The following is a 16,001-nucleotide window of genomic DNA, read 5'->3' as shown; positions in this document are numbered from 1 at the left end:
GTGGTCGATTGACACCGACATCATTCCTGAACCGTCCGACAAATCGTATTACGGGATACTGACAGTCTGTTGGCCCTATCGAAAACCGTTCGGAAGCGGCCCCCGCACCAATCTAGCGAACACTCATAGCAATCTTGCGTTTGGAATCAGATGAAAGTTGAGTCTCGATGAAGTCGTTCAAACGTTCCGGCGTCGTTTCGACGCGGAGCGCGACTTCCAGGATCGACCATGTGTCGTAGTTATCTTGTTCTCCGAAAGTTATGACACCGACCCCATGCTCCGCTGCAGCACTTCGCACTGACAACAAATCATCGGCCAAGGAATCTCTGCGCACCTGTGGAATATGCAGCAATACATAGGCATGAGTGGCGCTCCTCCTGTGCGCTAACGCCTCGTAAACCGCCGTAACATTGATCTGATCAGCAGGCTTGACCTCAAATGACACCACTTCGATGTACTTGCCTGGGAGGTAGTCGTACTCCTTCAGATTGATGGCGACGATGTCAGGCCGGGTCCAGCGACCACCGGTGGAGCGCCTCCCTTGGTCCGAGGTATCTTCGACAACAATCGAATTCGAGCGAGTCTCGCGGCTCCAGGATTCACGAAGCGTGTCGACCAGTGGGCCGTACAGGTGACGTTCTCTAACCCGCGCGGGAATACGCACCCCACCGACCGATTCAACGACCTGGCCTGCGAGTTCAGTTCCATCGACTTGGTCCGGCGCGCGGCGCAGAGTTCCCCCACCACCAAGCCCCGCAATCGCAGCCTGTTTCCGGATCAACCCTTCACGAGTTTCCCAGTATTTTGTCTTCCTCCAACGCAGAGCTTTTCGGGTAGTGATATTCCCCTGGGCAGATCCGTCCTCAGGCAACGCTTGGTAGAGCGTGTATTCGTCGGTATTCAACTGAAAGTCGATCACTGCGGTCTCCAATACGAGAGGAAATTAGGACATCTTTGTTTGAAGTGAAATCAACGGAATGCACTCCCCTTCGAAGTCAGTGCCTTCACCCGCTCGACGGTCCAGACTGCAAGCACATCCACCTTGCGCTTACGACCCGTCTCCTTGTGGGTGTCGATTTCCTGCTCCGCGATGATGTCCTTGATCCCGTCCGCATCGAGGGCCGAAAGACGCTCCAACAGAACTTCTTCCCCTTCAACCTTGAAGATCTCGAACGGGTCGAAGGCCCCCGGCTCGCGTTTCACCTTCGGTGCCGCGGCCCGACGACGCGGTGCCGGTGCAGGAGCTGGTACGACCGCGGATGATCCGTCGGACGGAACCGCAAAAGCTTCTTCGATTGCCTTCGCGAATCGCGGGGTACGGGCGGCCTCCTCCGCGACTACCTGAACCAGCTTGGCCAGCAACACCGATGCCGAGGCATTCGTCGCCCCCAGCTTCAAGAGCGCAGCACCGGTTTCCTGCACCTGCACCCGACGACGTGCTTCATCGATACCCGCACTCATAGCTTCGCCTGCGCTTCCGTGAGAATGTTCTGCGTGATCGCACGCATCTGATCGAACTGACCTGCGTTGCCGTACTTCACTTTCAGGGTGCCGTACGGATGAAACTCCGCTGATGCGGCAATCTGATTCGACTCCGCGAGATATTCGGGCAATACGTGTGGGACGTTGGGATCGCGTCGAAGATTCCTGACGGTGGTCCGGTGCACCGCGGAATTCGACTTGTACTTGGTGATCACCAACCCCAGCTCGAAGAGCTCACGGCCAATTTCCCTGCCGAACTTGGCGATGTGCGTCTGGATCTGCGGAATGCCGTATGTAGAAAGCACATCCGGGATCGTAGGAATGACATAGCCGTCAGCCATAGCCAACCCGTTGAGCGTGATCGGGCCCAAGTTGGGTGGGCAGTCGATCAGCACGTAGTCGTAGTAATCCATCACAGGACCTACAGCGTCGCGCAACAACTCGACCGGCTTGGTGGAACTTCGGTCAGCCACCCGAAGGGCACTGATCTCCTCCTGCAACTCGATCAGATCGAGCGACGAGGGCAGCAGATCTACACCGGTGACGCGCTTGACCGGCGAGACCCCACGCTGAATGGTCCCATGCAAGTCGAAGTTCGACGTACCTTCAACCGCGTCACGGAAGATGGTGGCGCTGGTGAGCCCCTTCTTGTTCAGCTCGAGCCAGTGATCCTCACTGATCATCATGGTGGTGAGGTTGATCTGCGCATCAAGGTCGATCAGCAACACACGCTGCCCGAATTCGAGCGACATGAACTCCGCCAACCCGGCCGTGATCGTCGTCTTACCGACGCCACCTTTGAGGTTGATTGTCGCAATGGTCTTTGCCATCAGAATCCGTCCCTGTTCTTCACCGCTACGCACCTAGTTTGCATCGACTATCGCACCTGTCCCTGATTGTTTCACTCGAAAACCGATCCGCCCCAACGGTTCCGCGGCTTGCGGCAGCGCATACGAGAACAGTGTCGCGAAGTCGCGCGAATCCACCGGACCGGCCTGTGCCCGCTTCAACTGGCGTGGACCCGGATCGTTGGCAAACACCAGAATCAACGCGCCGCGAGTCTTGCGGTGCAGTGCGCCGGCAAGAGGCCCACCGTTCTTCTTCGAACTGCCGGCGATGTGTTCGATGGCATCACGCTCGCGAACGGCGGTGCCTGTGAAGCCCGTCCGATACTCACGCTCTTGACGCTTGCGATTGACGATCGGAAGTTTCTCGTGCCAGCCCTTGATCTCGGTGGCCTCACGCGTCTTCGGCTGTGGCAGAAGAACGGCAAAATCCTCGAGCAAGCCGGATTCGATTGCCGCCGAGAGCGCTTCACGGTGGGGCCCGAAGTTCCAGCCCGTCGCCCACTCGAACTGATCGACTGCGTCCAGAACTACGGGAGCTGGGACGATTCCGTACCGCGCGGTGAAGGACCGCACAACATCTTCCTTGTCCACAAAGTTGAATGTCCCGGAATCGCCGAGCGACTTCAACACCGGACCGACAGCAGCAAAATGTCGGGCATTGATCGAGCCGTCACCGCGCGGCGGCTGCATCGTGAAACTGAAACTCTCGCCGCCCATACCGCGATAAGCCAGCTCGGCGTTGAACATCTTGTTCCGTGCGGTGGGCTTGAGCCACGGAAGCTGCTGGAACACCATTGGCGGCACATCGCGCGGGGTGACCCACGGTTCGCCATTCTCGTTCACGCCGCTGAACCGAGTCAGCTCATTCCGGAACTCTTCCTCGTCCCGCACGATGGCCTCGAACGCCTTGTACATGTCGTACTCGGCACCGGCTGGTCCGCCGACCGTACGACCGATGAACAGTCGCACCAAGTCTCGGTATCCTGGGCGGAAACCGAACCATCGGCCCATCTGCATCAACGTGTCGGCTTGGCCGGTTCTGCGGGTGTAGTACGTGATGGTGAGTCCCTCGACCGTGAAGCCTCGACTCAGCTTCGTACCGCCGACGAGAATCTTCCATACGCCGCGTTCCTGGAAGTCGAGGGAATCCTGCTTGTAGTCCTTCTCGGCCGCACCATTGACCACGATGACGGGGCTAGTACCCTCGGAGATCTTGTCGTAGGCAGCGCCGATGAACTCCTCCAACTCGGCAAACGAACCAGGATTTTCCAGTTCACTGCCCCGAGCCGCACTCACCACCGCAAAGTCTTCGGCCCAGAGCTTGTCCAGCCGGGAAAGACTTTTGGCCTGGCTGTATCCGGCCGATTTCCACAAGGCCTTGAAGTCGTCGGCTACGGCGTCATGCTCGGCCTGCTTCACCGATTCGTGCACCAGCATCGTGTGGTGCCGATACGGCTTGGCGCCCTTCGATTCCCGAAATAGCTTGATTGCCCCGGTCAGGACAAACGAGTCGAGCGCTCGCAACTGCTCGGCTGAGCGATCCTCGTCGCACTCGGCTCGAAGATCCCGTACGTATGCCTTCTCATTCGAATTGGCCGGCGTCTTGTCGTCGTCATCCACATCGTCGAGATCGTGAAAGTCCGCACCACCCATGTACGGGCCGGGCCGCTCGAGGCTGACGATGAAGTCCGAAGGAAAGACGTTGACGCTGTCTTCCGGATCGACAAACACATTGGCAAAAGGTGTTGCGGTGTAACCGATGTACTGGGCACGCTTGAGGAGACCGAGGATCTCGGCGATCTGGCCGTTGATCGCCGTCCGCTCGATCTGCTCGGTTTTCATCTTCTTCGGATCAATTGTGTTCACCGACGCCTGATCTGCCTCGTCATCGATGATCAACGCTGGGATCTGATCGAGTTCGGTGGGAACTTTCTTCAGGTCCGCGACCAACTTCTTGAGGCTCGAGACATTCTTCTTGACCACAGCAATCCGAATATTGCTGGGGTACAGATTCTTCGGATCATTGAGCGGAAGTGAGTGATCCACTGTCTCGAAGTGCAACGCGCTCAAGCCCGCAAGCAGGCTCTTGTAGTCGAACGTCGACGTGGTGAGTCGACGAATTGCGGGAATCTCGTTGGTCTTGTTGGGATCGATTTCGTGCTCGAGAAAGTTCCCGTCGCGCCAATCTTCGTCGTTGGCGTAATCTTCGTCAACGCCCGCGCTGATGTTCTGACGGCCGACCAACTCCATGTCGAGGCGTCGCTGCGTCTGGCTCCTCAGAATCTCGATAGTGCCGGTCAACACGATGACCAAGCGGTACCCGGCGTCGATTGCCTTGGCCACTACGCCACTGAAATTCGCCGTTTTTCCGCTCTGGACATAGCCGACCACCAGTCCCTTGGACTGATACGGTTCCGGCCTGGTCGGGTCGGCGAGCCGGTGAACGACCTCAGTGGTTGCTACATCCAGTTTGCCGATTGTCTTCTCGTCCCAGTTCTTATCCGCCAGAACTCGCTTGTAGGCACGCCAGTAGAAGTCATGCTCGCGCCTGCGCTCTGCGGTGTACCAGGGATCCCACGGCTGCTGAGCCGCAATCACCACGGGCCCACCTTCGCGGGGAAACATCGTACTGAGTTCGTCGTGCACGTGCGCGGGCAGTCCGAGCAATTCGTAGATCAAGGTTCGACGCTCGCTGCTCTGCGCAGCAGTTGCGCCGACCCACGTCTCGACGCTCTCAGCGTCCCACTGACGCAATCGTGAACGCAGAGCGGTCCGCACGGCAACAGCACTGTCGTCGAGGAAGACGTCAACAATGTCGGCGATGGTCAACCCGTCGGGATAGCTGGCCCGCAACCGTGCATTGACCGGGTACAGAACGTCTTCGGGTGGAAACCCTTCGCCCAGTTCGCGTGCCACAGCACGGAAGACTTCCTCGCTCACTGCGCTACCTGCTCTCGATGTGCCGCCATTGCAGAGATCAGGACTTCTTGCCACGCCTGCATCTTTTCCTTCTGCCGCGCGCTGATCCTGATGCCCTCGAACATTTCGCCGACCAGCAGATAGATCAGCGACTTCAGCACCGACGCGTCCGTGGTGTCGAGACTTCGGTGCCCCAGCAGGTCGCGCCGAAAGCGCGCATTGATCCACAAGGTGCGCGTTTTGAGGTCTACTTCGAAGAATTGATCCCTCGCCAATGCGCGCCATCCGATGGCAACCGGATCAGCACCAACGGTGAATTCGAATGCGTCGCTGAACGAATCGAGCACATCCTCGGGCAAACCCGAAGACGGCTCTACGACGCTGATCGGCCGGGGCTGATGACTACGCGCCGCGCGGACCGAGTTTTCGGCGTCGTCGAGATAGGAGCGGAAGTTCCCGGTTCCGCCTGAGAATACCGCGCCATCGAGGGCAGCCGCCGCAGTCGCATCGAGAGTGACTCCCGATTTTTCGGGATTGATCGTGATGTGCTGCAACACGTTGTCGTCGAGGTCGACCGCAACGCGGGCCAATCCGTAATCCGGACGCCCCCGAACAATCCCGTTCCAGCCACCGATCTGCAGGAGCCGATCGTGTCGATAGAAGTACAACCCTTGCTGATCCCTACCGGGCGCACCGCTGAGTCGAAATTCCGGCGCATTGCTCCGAGCCGGCCAGATATGGGCATTGGCGACTAAAACCGATCCGTCGACCGACGCACTCAGCTGCTGCGGGTAATTCGGGGAGCCGGTGCGTGGGTAGGAAAACGGATCGAGCGCACCCACCGAGCGCAACGCCCCGGCCCGGCCTGCCTCGAGGTCGAAGACATCGACCGTCAGTGCGACTCGGCCGGATTCGATCAGTCGATGGAACACCACACCGAGGTGGCTGCGCACGTCGTTGATGGTTTGTTCGAGCCAACTGGTCTGCTCGTCCTCGTTGGCGGACATCAGAAATGTTGTGATGCCGCGCCATTCGACGATGGTGCCGGAATCGAACGGAAAGCGCGGAGTGACGGCATCGAAGAAAGCCGCGGCCTCTGCCTCTTCGATTACCGAAACCGCCTGGCGCCCCTGCCCGGAGTTGATCTCGCGGCCTTGGGTGGGGTTACCCGAGCGCCTCGACCACACCCGCAGCACCCGGGCCTGACTGAGCGACGCGGCCTTCATTCCAACACCGAAGTGACCCAAATCTGCTGCGCCGTAATCGCGTCGGCGCCCGTATGTCATCGCTGCGTCGATCGTGGCGGCGTCCATTCCCCGGCCGTCGTCGATCAACATCATCGAGACAATCCGAGTCCCGTCCTGCACAAAGCGAATCAACACGTGCGCAGCACCCGCGTCGAGACTGTTATCCACCAGATCTGCAAGCGCGGTCGTGATGGTGTGGTGCAACCCCACTGCGCCGGCGAGGGATTCGTCAGCTGATAGCGCCTTGGCGCCGACTGTCGACACCTCCGAGATGTCAGGCATCGCCAACCTCCGAATCTGCGAATCCTGCGGTGTGAACCCAGGCCGCTTCCAACAGATCGAGGATCACATCCTCACCTCGATCTTCGTATGCTCGCAACAGCTTTCGCGGCCGATCCTCGCCGGGGAGACTCACCGCCTCGGCGAGAATGCGCACGACGTGCCGATCGGCGGTGCGCAACGGTTCACGGTTGCCGATTTCGGCAAGTGCTTGTCGCAATGGATCGACATCGGCGTGCACAACGACCGGACGCACCACCCGGAACGTCCCGTCCTGCCACAATTCGAGCAAGATGTCTTCGCCCACGACAGCGGACAGCTCACGGAGGAATCTACGGATTGTGCCGAAGGTCGGCTGAGCACCACTCCACCGAACAGCCTGAACACCAAGATGACTCTCGAGTTCCACGCTCTCGCCTCGCACACAACCGGCTGCGACCGCCACACCGGCCGGCACCGCAAAGCTCGAACCCCGCACATGCTCTGACGTGACCGTCGTACGGTATCGCCAGACATTGCCAGAGCGGTACAGGCGACGCGTCTGCTCCGGCGGTTTGGCAGTATCGCGTGAGCGCTTACGTCGAACGATTCCATCGCCGCCGACGTTGAACTCACTGGGTTCCGGAACAGCTTCGCCTGCAATGGCATCCGCACTACCCCAAGCCTGAAGGTGCCACGAACCGGCGTCGAGCACGACGCGATCATCCGCTTCGAGGGCCCGCTCGATCGACCGTTCGGGGCGATCCGTCTTCAGCAACTCCGCCAATTCGGGAACAGTCTTCGGTGTCCCCAACGCCTCCAACGCGCCGACTGCCAGGTCGGAAATTCGGCGCGCCCTGGTCAAGGCAGACCCGGAAACAACGGTGATTCCGCACCAGTCGAGCCACTTCTCGAGCTCACCTCGAGACATCGACACCGCATCAACGACGTCGCCGAGAGCTACTACGCCGTTGGGTGATTCGAAGTCCTCGAGCAATGTCTGGGTGCGCTTCTTTGCTGCCGCCACCCCGGGCGCGGCAGCCCAACCATCGGTGACCTCGAAGTAGTCGTCGAGCCGATCGAGAACCAACCACAAGGGAACGCCGTACCCGGGCACCTCGGCGGCGATGCTCGGATGCAATTCCAGAAGGCGCTCGAGCGAAGCGACCGGCTGAATCTCGACGCGCAAGCTGGCAAGCAAATTTCCGACTGCAGTTCCGAACCCACAGGCGTCATTGATCTTTGCTTTTACCTCAGCTTCGATTTGCCCTACTCGTCCCGAGCCCACACCAATCTTCGCACCGACCGCTCCTCGCCGCTGCGGCACCGGCGCCACAATGCGCTCCCGCAAGACCAGCGACTCACGTTCGTCGAGTTGTGAAAAGAGGTTGTCGATCTCGTCCATCGCGTCGGTTCGATGCACGGCAGGCAGATCGTTCGGTGTCAACGCGGAAATTCGGGCCGCCAGCTCCTGGATAGGTTCCGGCGACTCGTCTTCGATCTCGACGGTGACCAACGGCCGCGCATCCTGACCGCGGACCCGTCGCCACACTGCCAACTGCTCGAGATCGTCGAGTAAGGCAGTGATCGCGGGCGGGGCCGCTTCGTCGTCCGCCGTCTCGATCCGTGAGCGGGGATCCGTCATCACCGCACACACGAGCAAGCTGTGAACCACATCGTGAACTGTGTGCTCGCTGGTTCCACGAACACCGAAAATCTCCGCAGTGGTGTGAGTCAGCAGTTCGCCGACATTCGCGTGCGAGGCCAAACGGGCCAGCGACGTCACGGCGCGTGTATCGAGCCCGAGCGCACCAAACGGCACACTCGGATCGAGGAGCGGGAAACTCTCCCTCAGAACCGCCGACGAATGGTGGGAAATGTAGAGCGCCGCCAATTCGGACAGCAGTTTTTCGAGATCGACTTCGACGACGGTGAACGACGGCGACTCACTGAACCACCAGTCCGGGGACGGCGCCAGGGGCTCGAGTAGGGCGGCACGGTCGGACACATAGTCGTCCAGCCACGGCAGAATATCGACCCAGAGCGTGTCCGACAGTTCTGTTGCGGGTAGCGAGTTCACACCCAACGTCAACGCACTACTCCCACTCACAGAACTTTCAATGCAGTGTAAAACCGACCACGATGTCGGTAATAAGCTACTGCAGGCTGTGGCTCGTCGCAGCGTCGGACCTGATTACACTCGCCGGCTCAGTCGAGCGCGGTGAAACCCTTCGCCCGATCCGCATCTCCGACGCTCCACAGGTTGGTCGACAGTTCCGCCTTCACGAGGGGAATTACTTCTTCGGCAAACCGGCGCAAGGTGTCCTTCTGCTGCTCGAAGTCGAGGACGTGATTGATGGATACGGACTGGAAGTCGTGACCGTAACTCTCGTGGTAGTCAAGGATCTTCTCGGCGACACGCTCCGGCGACCCGACCAACGCGGGTCCACGGTCGACGGCTTCCTCGATGGTCCGGAAGCTCGTAGTCTTACCGACCGCTTTGGGGTCGTGCTTACGCTTGTCTTGCTGCGCGACAGCCCCCTCGTAGATGGGGCGGAATTCCTCGACGGCTTGTTCGGTGGTGTCGGCGAGAAACAGACCACCTGACCCGGAGCCGACATATGCCTTGGACGGATCATGCCCGTGAGCGAGATACTGCTCGCGGTAGTGGTCGATGAGCACTTTGTAGTTCTCGCGGGGCTGGAGGGCATTGGCCGTGACTATCGGGTCGCCCCACTGTGCAGCAAGCTCGACTGCCTCGAAGGAGGTCGCGGACCCGTGCCAAATACGGAAAGGCCCGTCGTAGGGCCGCGGTAGCGTCGTTGCGTCTTCGAGGGAGGGCCGATGGGTCCCCACCCACTTGACGTTTTCCTCGCTGATCAGGAGTTTGAGGAGTTCGTAGTTCTCGGTCAGGTATTCGTATTGCTTGGAGATATCGAGGCCGAGCAACGGGTACTGCAACACCTCGTTTCCCTTGCCGATCACAATTTCGAGTCGCCCGCGGCTGAGTTGGTCGATGGTTCCGAAGTCCTCGGCCACCCGAATCGGGTCGAGCAACGACAGGACGGTGACACCCGTCGAGAGCAGAATTCGGTCTGTGGCCTGCGCAATTGCGCCCAGGACGACCGTCGGCGCAGAGGACAGAACCGGGCCGGCGTGACGCTCCCCCACCGAGAAGGAGTCGATACCCAACTCTTCGGCGAGAACCGCGAGTTCGACGACGCGATTGAGCCGGTCCGACGGGGCTACTGCCTCTCCGGTTACTGGATGAGGTGGGTTGAAGATGATGTCCAGAACCTGAAAACGCATGACCCGTCTTTCTCGAGAACCGCCGCACGGCGCCTGTCCCTCGACACGCTAGTTCGCTCACCCCCACCGAACCGGCGTGGCGCACTAATGCCCAAACCAATCGATCGCCGAAACATGCACTGTCTCAACAGTTCTCCCTGGAATCCGGCCGATTCGTGGCTAAAACTCTCGCAGATCCGAAATAGAGGCCGCTGGTCACAGATTCCCGCCAAGTAGGACCTGCGTCACGGCCCAAATGAGCGCACGGTAAACATGAAGGACATAGAAACAGATTCCTTAATCGGTAACGAGGTACTAAAGATGAACGGTGCAGCTGCCATCGGAGATGGCATATTCCAGATTCCGGTCCCCATCACCGACAACCCACTCGGCGCAACGCTGGTGTACGCGATGGAGTCCCCGAACGGCCTGATCCTGGTCGATGCCGGTTGGGACGACGACAACGGCTGGCAGGGCCTCAATGCCGGGTTGGCGGAGATCGGTCATTCGGTCACCGATATCGAAGGCGTTGTAGTGACCCATTTCCATCCCGATCACACCGGGCTGTGCGGACGCGTGCGTGAAGCCTCTGGTGCCTGGATCGCGATGCACGAGGACGATCACGACCTCTTCAACAAGATGGCCAGCAGCAAGGGCGAAGAATGGATGACCCACCAGCTGGCCAACATGGCCAAGGCCGGAGCCCCGGAAGCTGATCGCGACGCATTTCGGCAGGCAGCCGACGGGAACCCGCCGACGAGCGCGGACTCTGCTCCCGACAGGATCCTGTCGGACAACGAGATCATCAATCTCACCGGTCGCGGACTTCGCGTCGTCTACACCCCTGGTCACACCCCCGGGCACGTCTGCTTCTATCTCGAAGACGCAAACGTCATGTTCACCGGTGACCACGTCCTGCAGAAGACAACCCCGCACGTCGGCAACTTTACGTACCCCCTCGAGGAACGCGATGCCCTGGCTGATTTCTTCGCGTCACTACGACGCGTCCAGACCATGGACATCACCCGCGGACTCGGCGCGCACGGCATCCCCATCGACAGCGTGGGTGGCCGAGCGGGCGAGCTGATCGAGCATCACGAGGAGCGTCTGGATCACCTACTCGAGGCATTCGGCGATCAGAAGTTGACCGTGTGGGATGTTGCGGCACATATGAAGTGGTACAAGCCGTGGTCCGATATCTCCCCGATGGGCAAGACCATGGCACTGTCCGAGGGCGCGGCACATTTGCGTCATCTGGTTGCGCGCGAGCAGGTTACGCAGGTGTCCGACACCGAACCGGCGCTGTTCGCCCGTACGTACTGATGGAAAAGGTCAGGGCCGACAGCACAGTCGGCCCTGACCCTATTTCGAACAAACGTGATCAGTTGGCGGCAAACCCGGGGAGCCGCTCGATGTCCGCGACGATCGAGAACTCGGACGCGTCGCCCTTGATGATGCGGCTGGACTCGCCGTGGACGTCCACCGGTACGTCGCCGGCCAACGTCACTCGGTGCACACTGCGCGCCTGAGTTCCGTAATCGGAGACACCGTAGTGCTGAGTAGCCTGGTTGTCCCAGATCGCCAGATCTCCCGCTTCCCAGGCCCAACGAACCGTGTTTTCCAACTTGATGATTCGGGCCTGCAGCAGCTGGTACAGAGCAACCGACTCCGACGGCTTGAGACCGACGAACTCCTTGACGAAGTGCCCGAGAAGCAAGGTCTTCTCCCCCGTTGCCGGGTGGATGCGCACCACCGGATGCTCCGTCTCGTAGATCTCGCGAGTGAACTCACCGTAGTTGGTCACACGCTGCGCGTTGCCCTGCTGCACCTTGTCCACGATCTCGGCGTAGTCGTAGGCATTGGTGTGCACAGCACGCAGATTCTCCACCAGAACCTTCAGTGAATGCGGCAACTGGTTGTAGGCCGCCGTGGTGGATGCCCAGGTGGTTGCTCCGCCGTACTCGGGAATCGTGGTGGGGCGCAGGATCGATGCTTTCGGGATGCGGTCGATGAATGTCACGTCGGTGTGCCAGCTGCTGGCGGCACCGTCGAGAACCAGCAACTTGTTGTCCGCGGACTTGAGTGTCGGGTGGGTCGTGGTCTGCGTGCCGAGCGTGCCGGCAAATTCGTATTGCGACACGTCGTCGAGGTGCTGCTGTCCGCGGAAGAACACAACCTTGTGGGCGGCAAGTGCGTAGTTGATTGCATACGCAGTCTCCGGAGACAGGTCGCCCGAGAGGTGGACTCCGTCGATACGTGCGCCGATCAATTCGCCCACCTTGTGGACCGTGATTCCACCGGCTGCATAGATTTCTTCAGGGGTAAGTACGGCGCGGTCGAGTTCGGTGATAGACATGAAATTCTCCTGTGGAGTCAGAGTGAAAGTGTGAGTGTCGTACGTGCGGATCGGTCAGACAGCAACAGTCAGGCTTGGCTCCACTGGTACAGAATCCCGCCCTTGACGCTGGCGCAGCGGATCCGGAAGCGGCACCGCCGCAACCAATTTCCTCGTGTACTCCTGGCGCGGTGAGCTGAATACCTCCGCAGCGGGGCCCTCTTCGACCAATTCCCCACTGCGCAGCACCGCTACCCGGTCGGCCACCTGATGGACGACGGCCAAATCGTGGCTGATGAACAGGCATGCGAATTTGTATTCCTCTCGTAGGTCGGCAAAAAGTGAAAGAACGTCAGCTTGAACTGAAACGTCGAGCGCGCTGGTCGGCTCGTCGGCAACCAATAGCCGTGGTCCGAGTGCAAGTGCCCGCGCAAGCGCCACCCGTTGACGTTGACCACCAGACAGTTCCCCGGGCGCCCGGTGTGCAAACGATCGAGGCAAGCGGACCGATTCGAGCAACTCTTCGACCTTGTTCCGGAGCAGGGCGCCGGTAGCAAAGCGGTGTACCTCTAAGGGTTCGCCGATGCTCTGTCCGACAGTCCGCCGGGGATCGAGTGACGCCGCCGGATCCTGGTGGATCAGCGCCATACCCTTGCGCAGCCCCCTCAGATTGGCCGCAGATATCGTCCCCAGATCGGTTCCGTCAAAGCTCACAGTGCCACTGCTCGCCCGAATGACGCCCAGCGCGCTGCGACCGAGAGTGGTTTTCCCCGAACCTGATTCGCCGACCAGCCCGACTACTTCACCTGGCCGCACACTCAGACTCACCTGATCAACAGCCCGAAACGCCTTGTTGCCCAGACGAGCCGGGTACACGATCGACACGTCGTCGAACTGGAGAATCGGCTCGGCGAGTGAGCGTTCGAGATCATCGACCAGTGCGACTGCCGGTTGAGCGTGCTCGGCTTCCGGCAGCCGTGGGACCGCAGCCAGCAGAGCCTGGGTGTAGCTCGCCCGCGGTGACGCAAACAGATCGAAGACGGACTGCTGCTCCACCACTTGACCGGATTTCATCACGAGCACGCGGTCGGCGATATCAGCGACGACGCCCATGTTGTGCGTGATCAGCAGAATCGCGGTCCCCGACCGATCGCGCAGATCCCGGAGCAACTGCAGAATTTCGGCCTGCACTGTCACATCGAGCGCAGTGGTCGGCTCGTCGGCGATCAGCAGATCCGGAGAGCCTGACAACGCCAGCGCAATAACTACGCGCTGTTTCTGACCGCCGGAGAGCTGATGCGGATACCAATCGACCCGACGCTCCGGTTCCGGAATCTCCACCATCCGTAGCAATTCCACGGCGCGGGCCCGAGCGTCGGCCCGGGATATCTTGCCGTGCGCCCGCAGGACCTGAGCGATCTGCCACCCCACCTTCTGGACGGGGTTGAGTGCGGTCTGCGGCTCCTGGAACACCATCGCGGCCCGGGTGCCACGCAGCTTGTTCAGTGTGGCCTCGTCAGCTCCCAGAACCTGCTGGCCACCGAGTTCGATCGACCCGCTCGCCTGCGCCCCTTCCGGCAGCAGGCCGAGGACTGCGCGCGCCGTCAGCGACTTACCTGATCCGGATTCTCCAACCAGGGCCAGAATTTCACCTTGCCCCACTTCGAGAGTCACGTGGTCGACAACGGTGGTCGATTCACGTCGGGAATCCGCCGTACCGAACTGGATCACCAGATCCTCGATGGCGAGAACCGCCTGCTGCTCTACTGCGTTCATGTTTATGTCCTTGAAAGTGGTAGTTAGGCAGTGTCAGATCCGACGAGCTTTGCCGAGCGCCTGGGCGATCAGGAGAAAGCTCAAGACCAAGGCGGAGACGATGATCAACGGTCCGACGGCATAGGCGGGATTGGCGTCGAGATTGGGAATGGCATCGGAGATGATGGACCCCAATGACGGATCCGGCGGTCGTACACCGATTCCCAGGAAGCTCATCGCACTTTCCGCAAATACGGCCACCGACATCGACAGGGCGATCTGCACACCCAACGGTTCGACGACGTTGGGCAGCACATGCTTACGCAGTACCCACCAACGGCCGGCCCCGATCACTTCGGCGGATTCCACGAACGGCAGCTCGCGAACCTTGAGCACACTGGTACGCACGAGACGCCCGAACATGGGGATCTCCGCGGCCACGATCACGGCGATAACCGGCGTTACACCGGGACCGGTAATCGCTACCAGCGTGATCGCGAGAATCAGCAGCGGGAAGGCAAGGATCACATCGAAGATTCGTTGAGCGATGACATCGGCAACAGGATTGATGCTCGAGATCAAGCCGGCAAGCGAACCGATGATCGCACCCAATGGCACCGCGACAAGCACGATGACGAGATTGATGCGGATACCGTACAGCGATCGTGTGAAGACGTCGCGGTTCACCTGATCTGTGCCGAACCAGTGTTGTGCGCTGGCGCCCAACAGGTTTGCACCCTCAATCTGTTCGTTGGGGCCGTAACTCGTCAGCAATGGTGCTGCAATACCTGCCGCTGCGATGACGAGCACGATCAGGACGCCTGCAAGCCCCTGGCCGTGAGTCAGAGCATCGCGCACCGGACGCGAGCGCCGCGTCGACGGCGCGTCCTGCAGTTGATCAACGACAGTCATTACTGCCCTCCAATGCGGATACGCGGATCAAGGTAGGCGTGGACGATGTCTGTCAGCAACTGAATCAGCACGAAGATCGTGACCGAGAGCAGAAGGAGAACCTGCACCACCGGGTAGTCGCGCCGGCCAATTCCCTGCTGAATCAGTTGACCGATTCCCGGCCAGGCAAAGATGGCCTCGACCAGCACGGCACCACCAAGTAGATGCCCGGTCTGAATTCCGAGGACAGTCAACATGGTCGGCAGCGCATTGCGTAAAGCGCTACGAGTCACCAGGTTCCAGCGTGTAACTCCGGCAGCCTGAGCGGTGATCACATACTGCTGCGCCATTTCGGTGCGCAGGGCCTCCGAGAGAAATCTGGTCAGAGCGGCTGTGACCGGCAGAGCCAAGCACAGCGACGGCAGCACCAGGTACTGAAGCGTGATGTCGGGACGAGCCAGGTATCCACCCGGAGGAACACCACCGGAAGGCAGCACCGGAATCAGCACCGCAAACACCAAGACCAGTAGAACACCTGTCACAAAATTGGGCAGCGCAACAGAAAGCGTATTGAGCACGTTCACCACACTGGTCAGCCACTTCTTCGGCCAGACCACCACGGCGACACTGAGAATCAGGCTCAGCACTACCGCCAGCAGCAACGCGCTACCGGCGAGCACCGCGGTATTTCCCAATCCCGCCAGGACGAGGTCCGAAATCTGACCGCCCAGGACAAACGACCGACCCAGATCCAACGTCAGGACGTCGCCGATCCACGACAGGTACTGAGCCGGGATCGACTGGTCGAGCCCAAGCGAATGACGAATCGCCTCAATCGATTCCGGTGTGGCATCCGGACCCGCCAGCGCCAAGGCCGGATCACCGGGAACCAGTCGCATTACCGAGAAAATCAACAACGACGCAAGAAAGAGAACCACCACCGCCGACGGTAGTCGGCCAAGGACATAGCGAAACATG

12 protein-coding genes are annotated in these 16,001 nt (G+C 60.2%); 1 reads left to right on the top strand and 11 read right to left on the bottom strand.

Annotation, left to right across the window (positions count from 1 at the left end; genetic code table 11):
- Nucleotides 1–112: 112 nt before the first annotated feature.
- The 7 genes from ACFRFQ_RS28855 to ACFRFQ_RS28825 all read right to left on the bottom strand — a co-directional run bounded on the left by ACFRFQ_RS28855 (nucleotide 113) and on the right by ACFRFQ_RS28825 (nucleotide 10,063).
- Nucleotides 113–919 carry a hypothetical protein gene (locus ACFRFQ_RS28855; protein ID WP_378665032.1) on the bottom strand — a complete coding sequence of 269 codons (807 nt, stop codon included), beginning with the start codon at nucleotides 917–919 and terminating at the stop codon, nucleotides 113–115.
- Between the two features lie 50 nt (nucleotides 920–969).
- Nucleotides 970–1,461: a hypothetical protein gene (locus tag ACFRFQ_RS28850; protein WP_378665031.1), complete on the bottom strand. Its 492-nt coding sequence runs from the start codon at nucleotides 1,459–1,461 to the stop codon at nucleotides 970–972.
- Nucleotides 1,458–2,312: a ParA family protein gene (locus ACFRFQ_RS28845; RefSeq protein ID WP_378665030.1), complete on the bottom strand. Its 855-nt coding sequence runs from the start codon at nucleotides 2,310–2,312 to the stop codon at nucleotides 1,458–1,460. The genes ACFRFQ_RS28850 and ACFRFQ_RS28845 overlap by 4 nt, the downstream gene beginning before the upstream one ends.
- A 33-nt stretch (nucleotides 2,313–2,345) precedes the next feature.
- On the bottom strand, nucleotides 2,346–5,270 hold the full coding sequence (locus ACFRFQ_RS28840; RefSeq protein WP_378665029.1) for a Z1 domain-containing protein: 2,925 nt from the start codon (nucleotides 5,268–5,270) through the stop codon (nucleotides 2,346–2,348).
- Entirely contained in the window at nucleotides 5,267–6,778 is a 1,512-nt protein-coding gene (locus ACFRFQ_RS28835) for an ATP-binding protein (protein ID WP_378665028.1), read from the bottom strand. The genes ACFRFQ_RS28840 and ACFRFQ_RS28835 overlap by 4 nt, the downstream gene beginning before the upstream one ends.
- Entirely contained in the window at nucleotides 6,771–8,864 is a 2,094-nt protein-coding gene (locus ACFRFQ_RS28830) for a hypothetical protein (RefSeq protein ID WP_378665027.1), read from the bottom strand. The genes ACFRFQ_RS28835 and ACFRFQ_RS28830 overlap by 8 nt, the downstream gene beginning before the upstream one ends.
- A 98-nt stretch (nucleotides 8,865–8,962) precedes the next feature.
- Complete coding sequence (locus ACFRFQ_RS28825; RefSeq protein ID WP_138872655.1) at nucleotides 8,963–10,063, bottom strand: LLM class flavin-dependent oxidoreductase; 1,101 nt, start codon at nucleotides 10,061–10,063, stop codon at nucleotides 8,963–8,965.
- A gap of 300 nt (nucleotides 10,064–10,363) precedes the next feature.
- On the opposite strand from ACFRFQ_RS28825, the gene ACFRFQ_RS28820 reads away from it, so the two are divergent.
- Nucleotides 10,364–11,365, top strand: a complete 1,002-nt coding sequence (locus ACFRFQ_RS28820; protein WP_378665026.1) for an MBL fold metallo-hydrolase — start codon at nucleotides 10,364–10,366, stop codon at nucleotides 11,363–11,365.
- A gap of 58 nt (nucleotides 11,366–11,423) precedes the next feature.
- On the opposite strand, the gene ACFRFQ_RS28815 is transcribed toward ACFRFQ_RS28820, so the two are convergent.
- Genes ACFRFQ_RS28815 through ACFRFQ_RS28800 form a run of 4 tightly spaced genes read right to left on the bottom strand, consistent with a single transcriptional unit; the run spans nucleotide 11,424 to nucleotide 16,000 of the window.
- Nucleotides 11,424–12,398, bottom strand: a complete 975-nt coding sequence (locus tag ACFRFQ_RS28815) for a TauD/TfdA dioxygenase family protein (RefSeq protein WP_378665025.1) — start codon at nucleotides 12,396–12,398, stop codon at nucleotides 11,424–11,426.
- A 54-nt stretch (nucleotides 12,399–12,452) separates the two neighbouring features.
- Complete coding sequence (locus ACFRFQ_RS28810) at nucleotides 12,453–14,153, bottom strand: dipeptide ABC transporter ATP-binding protein (protein WP_378665024.1); 1,701 nt, start codon at nucleotides 14,151–14,153, stop codon at nucleotides 12,453–12,455.
- A 33-nt stretch (nucleotides 14,154–14,186) separates the two neighbouring features.
- On the bottom strand, nucleotides 14,187–15,044 hold the full coding sequence (locus tag ACFRFQ_RS28805) for an ABC transporter permease (RefSeq protein ID WP_378665023.1): 858 nt from the start codon (nucleotides 15,042–15,044) through the stop codon (nucleotides 14,187–14,189).
- Complete coding sequence (locus ACFRFQ_RS28800) at nucleotides 15,044–16,000, bottom strand: ABC transporter permease (protein WP_378665022.1); 957 nt, start codon at nucleotides 15,998–16,000, stop codon at nucleotides 15,044–15,046. The genes ACFRFQ_RS28805 and ACFRFQ_RS28800 overlap by 1 nt, the downstream gene beginning before the upstream one ends.
- Nucleotide 16,001: the final 1 nt, after the last annotated feature.

The organism is Rhodococcus sp. NPDC056743 (assembly GCF_042790355.1).
Classification (GTDB): Bacteria; Actinomycetota; Actinomycetes; order Mycobacteriales; family Mycobacteriaceae; genus Rhodococcus_F.
Note: the sequence above shows the minus strand (reverse complement) of the source record. Positions and strands in the feature narration are given on the sequence as shown.

Bases quoted from the DNA above. Each gene is read 5' to 3' on its own strand.
- ACFRFQ_RS28835 (WP_378665028.1), bottom strand. From the start codon at position 6,778: ATGCCTGACATCTCGGAGGTGTCGACAGTCGGCGCCAAGGCGCTATCA.
- ACFRFQ_RS28825 (WP_138872655.1), bottom strand. From the start codon at position 10,063: ATGCGTTTTCAGGTTCTGGACATCATCTTCAACCCACCTCATCCAGTA.
- ACFRFQ_RS28800 (WP_378665022.1), bottom strand. From the start codon at position 16,000: ATGTTTCGCTATGTCCTTGGCCGACTACCGTCGGCGGTGGTGGTTCTC.
- ACFRFQ_RS28815 (WP_378665025.1), bottom strand. From the start codon at position 12,398: ATGTCTATCACCGAACTCGACCGCGCCGTACTTACCCCTGAAGAAATC.
- ACFRFQ_RS28820 (WP_378665026.1), top strand. From the start codon at position 10,364: ATGAACGGTGCAGCTGCCATCGGAGATGGCATATTCCAGATTCCGGTC.
- ACFRFQ_RS28805 (WP_378665023.1), bottom strand. From the start codon at position 15,044: ATGACTGTCGTTGATCAACTGCAGGACGCGCCGTCGACGCGGCGCTCG.
- ACFRFQ_RS28810 (WP_378665024.1), bottom strand. From the start codon at position 14,153: ATGAACGCAGTAGAGCAGCAGGCGGTTCTCGCCATCGAGGATCTGGTG.
- ACFRFQ_RS28850 (WP_378665031.1), bottom strand. From the start codon at position 1,461: ATGAGTGCGGGTATCGATGAAGCACGTCGTCGGGTGCAGGTGCAGGAA.
- ACFRFQ_RS28845 (WP_378665030.1), bottom strand. From the start codon at position 2,312: ATGGCAAAGACCATTGCGACAATCAACCTCAAAGGTGGCGTCGGTAAG.